Origin of the sequence: Hyphomonas sp. BRH_c22 (assembly GCF_000961795.1) — a bacterium.
GTDB lineage: Bacteria > Pseudomonadota > Alphaproteobacteria > Caulobacterales > Hyphomonadaceae > Hyphomonas.
In genome coordinates this window covers 1-8,824 of record NZ_LADU01000077.1, presented here as the reverse complement: position 1 = coordinate 8,824, position 8,824 = coordinate 1, and the positions used below count along the sequence as shown (strand labels likewise).

The following is an 8,824-nucleotide window of genomic DNA, read 5'->3' as shown; positions in this document are numbered from 1 at the left end:
ATCACGGTTCGCACGATGGAGAACTGGCGCTGGTCGAACAATGGACCGCAATACAGAAAACATGGCGGCACCGTCGTCTATCATGTCGATGATTTGAATGATTATTCGACCGTCTGGAATAGGTCCCGGGGAGGCGGTCATGGCGCTTGAAATCAGGGCATTGAGAACAGATTCAATCACATTGTCGATGGCCAATTGGAGACTTCTTTCGAGCAACTGGAGGGGCTTTTCATGAGCCTCCGCGCAGTATTTTGGAGCGGTATTTCTGTGCTCGGAGTGGCATTGACAGGCCTTCCGGCGACTGGTGTTTTACCGCCCATATTACTCTACAATCCGAGCGAAAGTGCTCCGCTTGGATGGTACCGCGTCGAGCCTTTGAAGGTGATTTCGCGGGGTGATCTGGTTGTCTCGAACCTGCCAGAGGCCGCTTCGAGACTCGCGATCCAGAGGCGTTATCTTGCGTCAGGCATCCCTGTGATCAAGACCGTCCGGGCGCTCGAAGGTGACACGGTTTGTGCGGTCGACGGTGTCTTATTCATCAATGGCACGCCAACTGTCCGCCTGCTATCGGAAGATAGCCTGGGACGCGCTCTGCCATCTCCCTGGAAGGCTTGCAGGCTGCTCCACGCAGGTGACGTGCTGCTCCTCTCTGAACGCACGCCGGATTCCTTTGACGGGCGGTATTTTGGAACCGTGAGGGAGAGCGACATCATTGGCCGGGCGGTGCGGATGGGTGACGCTGGGGAGCAGCAGACAGAGGCGTTCAGTGTGGAAATTGGAGGCAGAACGGAATGCAAGATAAAAGCTCATGGAGCCAATGAGGGGCTATCGCCTTGTCTGCACATCGATTTTTATGGTTCCACAGACAAGCGCGCAGCTCTGTGGTTTGATGGAAACCTCAATGATGGCAACAGATTAGTATGGTTCCATACGCACAATCTGGCCTGCTTTCCGCCGGAGCAGCCCGAATGAGCACCCCGCCGGAGAATCCGTTCACCCCCAGACCTGGCAGGATTCGCTCAAGCGGATCAGGAGGACGCGCGAAGACCTATCTGACGCGCATGACGAAGGCGTTGTCCTCGGCAGGCGGTGTCCGCCGAACCACCCTGCCCGCTCGCCCACGAGTTGGTCCGCATGGCGGCCAGAGGCGCGTCATCGTAAAAGCGCGTGTCGTGCGGATGTCTGCGTCCAGTGCTGCGGCGCTGGCTGCGCATATCGGTTACATCCGACGAGACGCAGCGCTTGAAGAGAAGGATCGCGGGAAGCTGTTTGACGCCATGACCGAGGATGCCAGCGCATCAGATCTGGTCAAATCCATCACTGACGACCGACATCATTTCCGGTTCATTGTCTCGCCCGAAGACGGCGCCGAAATGGCCGACCTTAAGCCCTTCGTTCGCGATCTCGTTTCTCAGATGGAAGCCGATCTAGGCACACGGCTCGAATGGGTCGGTGCGGTGCACCATGATACCGGCCGACCGCATGGGCATCTGGTGATCCGCGGGCGTAGAGAAGATGGCAGCGATCTTGTGATGCCGCGGGCGTACATTTCTCACGGGATCCGGGAACGGGCCGAGGACCTGGTAACACTTGAGCTTGGCCCGGAAACCCGGCTCGAGCAGGAGCGCAAACTTCAGTCGGATATCGCTGCCGAACGCGTCACAAAGATCGACCACTTCATCGCGCGGCAAGTCAGCCCCGAACACGAGTTCCGATTGAAGGATAGTCCCTCACAGTATCGTACTTTGCATGCTGCACGTTTGAGAACGCTGGAGCGGCTCGGACTTGCGCAGAAGCTCGGTGCGGGACTCTGGCAGATGCGGGAGAATTTCCGCGAGGTTCTGCAAGGACTTTCCGAGCGGCACGACATCATCAAGACGATGAATCGCGCACTCGCAGGACGCGGGGACCGGCGACTCGATGCGGATGTGATCTTCGACAAGTCAGATCCGGACGGTCGGGGCGTGACAGGTGCGGTGCTTCAGACGGGCCTGGCAGGTGAAGAGCATGATCGGACCTACGCCATCATCGACAGTCTCGATGGCCGCGCTGTCTTTGTCGAACTCGGTGTTGCAGGTGAGGTCGAGGAACTGAAGCGCGGCGTGATCGTTACCGTGTCGCCGCCAAACCTCGAGCCGAAAGCATCGGACATCACGATCGACCGGATTGCGCGGGCGAATGACGGGATCTATTCGGCGAGCCTGCACCAGGCGAATGATCCGCGATCGGGACCGGAATATGTCGCAGCGCATGTGAGAAGACTGGAAGCCTTGAGGCGCGCCGGTCATGTTGAGCGAACAGCCGAAGCTGACTGGAAAATCCCACCGGACTATCTGGATCGCGCGAAAGCGTACGAACGGGCACAAGCACGGTTCAGATCGGCGCAACTGCTCGTGCGATCTGAGCTTGGGCTGAAGGGTCAGGAATCTGCGCTTGGTATAACCTGGCTGGATGAGACGCCTCCTCCATCCGGTGTGCCGATTGGGTTTGGCGAGGAGGTCGCTGAGGCGCAGGTCAAACGGCGTGCGTTTCTGGCGGGGATCGGAATGAATGTGGAGGCAGGCACAGGGCTATCCGCAGCACAGAAGTCTAAGCTGTTGAAACGCGACCTTGCGCAGGCAGGGCGGTTTCTGAGTGAAGAGATCGGGAAGCCGTACTCGCCGGCGCCGGAACGCGGTCATGTGGATGGCACCTACCGCGAACCAGTTTCCCGGGTGAGCGGTAAGTTTGCGGTCATCGAACGGCAGCGGGATTTTACGATTGTGCCCTGGCGACAGGTGCTGGAACAGCGCCGCGGGATGGCTGTGTCCGGGGTCGTGACGGGTGGCAGGATCTCGTGGACGCTCGGGCGTGGGATCGGGATGGCGAAATGATTCCCTTAGGAGGCTAAGCATGAGAGCACTGGTTCATCGTAGACTTGGCTCTCTACACGGCATTGCCGTCGAGATATCCGAAGTTTGTGACACGTTTTGTTCATGCTGTACGTCGTGTTCGACCACAATCGGTCGATTACTCCATCGTCGATCGCTGCCCAAAATCCCAAATCGGTCTGTAGAGCCGTGTCGACGGAATCGCAATGTTAACGATTTCGATTCACAATCCTCGCGCTGTTCGCTATTGGACTGAATGAAGCAATTGCCAAGATTTTCTATGGATCAGATTCAATTATACATTAACGACCTCTATCTGGATTTGGAAAACCCCCGGATCGTAGAAGCCACCAGTCAGGCGGAAGCACTGGAGGCACTAGTGCGCCTGAATCCGCGCCATTTTCAAACGATAATGAAAAGCATTCTCGATAACGGATTGGATCCGGGAGATTCGCTTTACGTCATAGAAGAGGATGATGACGAGTTCACGGTACTTGATGGCAACAGGCGTTTTGCTGCGATAAGCATACTTGCCAACCCGGACCTGCTCGATGGCACCAACTTGGACGATAATCTCAAAAAGCGCCTTCACGCGCTTGCGAAAGGCTTTGATCGGGCGAGCATTGAACCGATCAGGTGCATTTCCTTCGGCGACCGCAAAACCGCAAATATTTGGATTGAGCGGCGACACACAGGCCAGAAGGACGGAGAAGGCCGCATTGAATGGGGCCCGCTGGAAATCCAGCGCTTTGAGGGCGATCGCACGGTTTTGGATATCATCGATTTCGTTGGTCGCAACGCAGGTTATGACCCGTCTCGATGGGAAAGTGTGCGGACTGCCGTTGAAAAGAACTCGAGTACACTGGAGCGATTTCTCGATGCAAAAGCCGGCAAAGACACACTTGGCTTAAGCGTGAAGACCAAGGATGGAGAGAAGCGTCCATATTTCGCTCGAAAGCCTGAAGTCGCTGTCAGGGTATTGAAGGCGCTCTTCGACGATATCGCAGATGGACAGGTAAACTCGCGAAGTCACAACAAAGCCGCGGACATCAAGGACTATTTCGAGGCGCTACCGACTACAATAAAACCAAAATCTAGTGACAAAGTACCGCCCCAATCCTTCAGTGATACCAATCTGCGTAAGCCCGAGGCAAAGCCAGCAAGCCAGGCAACGTCAAACAATCAGAAGTCAACTAGAGCGCGTAGTCCCCGGAGATCCTTGGCACCCAAGAAATATCCCTTCTCTCAACCACCCACGACAAAAGGTCAGGCCCTTTTCAAGGAGGCCGGCAAAGTAAATCTGGTCGACACCCCCATGGCTGCCGCATTCGTACTGCGTGCTGTGCTGGAGCATACAATTGACCACTACATGACGCAAAACGGGATTCCATTCAAACGCACAATCAAGTCGAGAGTCGTCGATCTTGATCTATCGACTCGCTTCGAAGACGTTCGGCAACACTTACTCAAGAACAATCGCGCGCTAGCCAGCGACTTACGGGGCGTGACATCTGCTTTGACTACAAAATCCGATCCGGTATCCATCCAGTCCCTGAACGACTACATACATAGTTCATATCGCGTACCGGCGGCTGATACGTTACGCACAGCTTGGGACAATGCAGAACCATTCTTCAGGGCAATCTACGGAGAGGCAACATGAGCGACGAAGATAGTCACCGACGAACAGTCTCAGGGCGGTACTCACCTCTCCGATATCCAGGCGGCAAGGGAAAGCTCGCACGGTTCATGCGGGACGTTGTGCGGTTAAATGGACTCAGCGACGGCCACTATGTTGAACCATTTGCGGGTGGCGCGGCGATCGCGTGGGAGCTTCTTCTCACAGGTATTGTCAAACGGGTTACCATCAATGACATCAATCGTCCCGTCTACGCCTTCTGGCGATGCGTTGTCGAAGAAACCGAAGAACTTAACAAGCGAATCTCGGACACGGCAGTTTCGCTGTCGACTTGGGATAAATGCAAGGCCACGTTCAGTGATGCCGACAATCAGGACGACATTGATGTTGCGTTCGCATTTTTCTTCCTGAACAGAACAAACCGATCTGGCATACTCAACGCAGGCGTAATTGGCGGCCGCGATCAGACCGGAAAATGGAAGATCGATGCGCGATACAACAAGCTAGAGCTTATACAGAGAATTTCCAAGATTGCGGCTTATGGATCGAAGATCACCGTATGCCAGGAAGACGCCGTCGAGTTCCTAGCGTCCAGAGCAAATTCGTTCTCCAAGAAAACACTTATCTATGTCGATCCACCGTATTATGAAAAAGGCCGCCACCTTTACTACGACTATTATCGTTCGGACGATCATACCCAAATCGCTGATGCGGTACAGGCCATTTCTGATACCCGGTGGATCGTTTCCTATGATGATGTTCGCCCTATTCACGATCTATATGAACCATCGAGCTGGATGCAATACACGATCAATTACAGTGCACGGAATAAATTGCGTGGGCGCGAGGCAATGTTCTTCAGCGAGGGCCTCAAAGTACCTCAGCTTGAAGGGACCATGATTGAGCTCGATCGTGGCGAAGGTTATTCAGGTGACGACGGCATTCCGGCGAATGACCGCATCATCCACGCCTTGCCTGAGAAAGTCAAAATGGGAACATCAGCCTAGGTCCGATCTTGCTGCGCTACCCAAAATGCCGACCTTGACGATACTGTACCGCCCAACTGTTGAAATTCGCAAACGCATCGGTGCCCTCTGATGTGATTTGATCTAGGGCAATAAGGCTCTCGGCCAAGTGGGCGAGCTGACAAAGGCGCAGCCGCGATAGGATATGCCCTAGTCGCAGCGTTTCCCAATAGCTGTCTCGTTTGGACAGAACGAAGGGAATGATGTGATACGCTGTACGCTGTGAAGCAGGCGGGCGCGAAAACCAAAAGTCGAAAAACGCATTGTCGACCATCGTCCTGACGGACTTGTCCTTCCAGTTCGCCCCAGTAGCCACTTGAGCCATAGCTAACTGAAAGCCAGGCATCTGATCCTTGTTAGGGCGAGCCGCAACGACATCAATCTCGCAATCCTTAATGGACTGAGGCGCGTCTTGAGGCGGTGGGTCATGGAGCGTTCCGTCTCCAATTGCACGCCAGACCTGATTCATCTTTGTGTGAAAGTTGGTGTGATCCGGCCTTGGCCATCCAAAGGCCCACCCCATTCCCCTTAGCTCAGCCGCCAAAATCGCGGCGGCCATCTGCTGAAACCAATTTCTGAGATTTCGAACCGAAGCTCCATCCGGAGCGCGCTCGGCTTGGCCCAGAACATCCGTCACGGTCGCTAGGTGCGAGAGAAAAAGTGATAGCAAATAGGATTTTCGACCCCAATTCTCTACGCCGATATACGTCAATCGGGCACCGGCCTCGTCCAGTGAAAATGGATAACCATCCCGACCAAGGCGCTCGCGGAGCGTCAGAACCGACGCGGCCGACTCTACGACCAGATCGCTCCTTCGATTTTGAGCGTCAATATCGTCGTATTCGTCTTCTCCAATCTCGATATCATTTCGCAAATCGGAAAGTAGAAATTTCATATCATCAGAAAAGAATGCTGATAGTTCAGCAATATCGGCTGCCAGATCCCCATCAGGCTCTGGTCCAGCCAATAGGTCATGAGGGATATAAACTGCCGCTGGCATCGCTAATTATCTAGTCCTTGCTGCCAGATTTCTTCTGCATACGGTCATACAGAAGGTCAGCCTGCTCTTTGATTTCAGAAGCCACGTCTAGAAGGCCCCTGTCCGCTCCATCGAACGCATGCACGCTGCTAACTGCATCGTTGATTGCGCGTCGTGCAGAAATGAGTGCTGAGGAAAACTTCGTATCGGCGGGACGAGTTTGTTCCCAGGCAACTTCCAGATCTCGACGGTCATTAAGTGTGGCAATCGCAACGGTTGAGGTCAGCACTTCACCGAGCCGCTTAATGTCGGGATTTTGCGAAGCGATAATGCTGTCCACGCCATCCGGCTTATATCCGAATATCCAGTGCAGAACCTCTTTGAGGCGGGTCACGCGCGCCTCAGGTATTGGATCCTCGGATGGAAGCCAGGCGCTCCAGCTTTCCTCTATTCCCAGATATGCCATATACTCTTTACGAGACAACGCCGTGTAGAGGTGGGAGAATGGAAAGCGCTTTGTGGCACGGTCATCCAAGCTGAAGATGCCGTTGCGGTCAGCTTGCTCAAGGACAAGTACCGCTGCAACCATACGTTTGATGGTCGCGTGCTTGTCGCCGATACGATCCGCTATATCGTCGAGCGTTGCAGTCGAATCTGCATCTCTTGCTTCTTTAAACCAACGCGCGGCATATTGAGCCTTGGCATAAGAGTTCCAGCGATGCGGACCGTTGATGTGCTTGAATGCAATGAAAGTTCTCGCTTCTGCCCGAGACGCAACGCGGATTACGCGGACCATCTCCATTGTTGCCCGCAAATCTTGATCCATATCGGGCACGCTAATATCGAGCTTTTCGGCACGTTTTTTATCGAGCAGAAGACGGATGGCAGCAAGACGGCGATTGCCTTCTAGGACAGTGTACGGCGCCTTCGGATCTTCATCCAAAACGACTAGGGGTTCAAAATCCAGATATCCATTCGCAGCAATTGAGGATAAGAGTTCATCAAGTTCGTCCTCAAGGTGCAATTGCTGAATAATCGTATCTTCGCTCGGCGTTTTGCGTGAGGAGAGTATGAGTCGGGGGTTTTGAGTGTCGAGGCGCAATTGATCCGGGGCGATCATTGTCGGCTCGTTGAGTTCGAGCAATTTCTTTGTTGGTTTCGGCATATCGCCCTCACTTTCGCTCTCTATTAGCCGATTCACCAATTTGCGCCAGATTACACAGGATACGACATCACTCACCATCCCAAGACTGATGAGCTAGAAGCATGACCGCACCGCGCGCATCGCACATTGCAGCTTATTCGGGCGTATTGCTTTGTCACGCGGCAAACGGCCTCCACAATATCATGACCCCCTATCGGCCCGTAACAGACTCTTGGTCGATGGAGAAGACGATTGGATGAGGCATTTGGATTCGTTGAGTTCGTCGTGAATGGTAAAATCCTCTGCTCTCATGTCCCTACAGATTCTTCCCAGAACTTCACGCAAACCTCCCTATTGTTCTGAATCCTACTGAATCCCCCCTAATTTCCCCCAATTCCCTCTCTGGAGACTGAGGCGGTGATTGGTCAGGTTCTGTGTCATGAAACATGGCACGAACCTCTTCTGGCAGATCCTCCTCGTCTTGCTCATTGTCCTTCTGGCACTCTGGTGCGCGACGGAGTGGACAGCGTGGTCGCTTAGCTGGTCGCCTCGGCTGGGCGAGCCGCTCTTCATCATTCTCGACATGCCGGTCTATATGCCCTGGGCTTTCTTCGGCTGGTGGTATTCCTTCGATGCCTATGCGCCGGATGTGTTTGACCGGGGCGGGCTGATTGCCGGATCAGGCGGCGTTGCGGCCATCGTGATTGCGGTCACGGGATCGATCCTCAGGGCACGGTGGGACAAGCAGGTCTCGACCTTCGGGTCTGCACGCTGGGCGGAAGGCAAGGATCTGCGCAAGTCCGGGTTGTTGAAGCCTGCTGGTGTGTTTCTCGGCCAGGCTGAGGGCTGTTACCTCCGCCACGATGGGCCTGATCATGTCATGGCCTTTGCGCCGACCCGCTCAGGCAAGGGTGTTGGCCTTGTCGTGCCCACCCTGCTCTCCTGGCCGCATTCGGTTCTGGTGCACGACATAAAGGGTGAGAACTGGCAGCTGACATCCGGCTGGCGCTCGGAGTTCTCGCATTGTTTACGGTTCGATCCGACCGATGTGGCCTCGACGCATTTCAATCCCCTGATGGAAGTACGCCGCGGGCATTGCGAAGTGCGCGATGTCCAGAACATTGCCGATATCCTCGTGGACCCGCAGGGCAAGCTCGGCGATCTCGG

Annotated in this window: 8 protein-coding genes; 5 read left to right on the top strand and 3 right to left on the bottom strand. The window is 54.7% G+C overall.

All coding sequences use genetic code 11. From position 1 onward, the window contains the following. Nucleotides 1-195, bottom strand: a 195-nt coding sequence (locus VR74_RS20845; protein ID WP_299950116.1) for a hypothetical protein, incomplete at its 3' end; no start/stop codon positions are given. Between the two features lie 36 nt (nt 196-231). Here VR74_RS20845 and VR74_RS10195 point away from each other — a divergent pair. From VR74_RS10195 to VR74_RS10180, 4 genes are all read left to right on the top strand, one after another. Further along, nucleotides 232-972, top strand: coding sequence for a S26 family signal peptidase (locus tag VR74_RS10195; protein WP_299950114.1), 741 nt, complete (start codon nt 232-234; stop codon nt 970-972). Then, nucleotides 969-2,873: a DUF3363 domain-containing protein gene (locus VR74_RS10190; protein WP_045696458.1), complete on the top strand. Its 1,905-nt coding sequence runs from the start codon at nt 969-971 to the stop codon at nt 2,871-2,873. The genes VR74_RS10195 and VR74_RS10190 overlap by 4 nt, the downstream gene beginning before the upstream one ends. Before the next feature lie 277 nt (nt 2,874-3,150). Further along, nucleotides 3,151-4,533: a hypothetical protein gene (locus VR74_RS10185; protein WP_045696457.1), complete on the top strand. Its 1,383-nt coding sequence runs from the start codon at nt 3,151-3,153 to the stop codon at nt 4,531-4,533. Beyond that, nucleotides 4,530-5,516 carry a DNA adenine methylase gene (locus VR74_RS10180; protein WP_299950112.1) on the top strand — a complete coding sequence of 329 codons (987 nt, stop codon included), beginning with the start codon at nt 4,530-4,532 and terminating at the stop codon, nt 5,514-5,516. The genes VR74_RS10185 and VR74_RS10180 overlap by 4 nt, the downstream gene beginning before the upstream one ends. Before the next feature lie 16 nt (nt 5,517-5,532). On the opposite strand, the gene VR74_RS10175 is transcribed toward VR74_RS10180, so the two are convergent. Beyond that, nucleotides 5,533-6,534, bottom strand: a complete 1,002-nt coding sequence (locus tag VR74_RS10175) for a hypothetical protein (protein WP_299950110.1) — start codon at nt 6,532-6,534, stop codon at nt 5,533-5,535. 10 nt (nt 6,535-6,544) lie between these two features. Continuing rightward, nucleotides 6,545-7,678 (bottom strand): ParB N-terminal domain-containing protein, encoded by a 1,134-nt coding sequence (locus VR74_RS10170; protein ID WP_045696455.1) that lies wholly within the window; start codon nt 7,676-7,678, stop codon nt 6,545-6,547. A 418-nt stretch (nt 7,679-8,096) separates the two neighbouring features. On the opposite strand from VR74_RS10170, the gene VR74_RS10165 reads away from it, so the two are divergent. Continuing rightward, a partial coding sequence (locus tag VR74_RS10165) for a type IV secretory system conjugative DNA transfer family protein (protein ID WP_045696453.1) occupies nt 8,097-8,824 on the top strand: 728 nt, incomplete at its 3' end.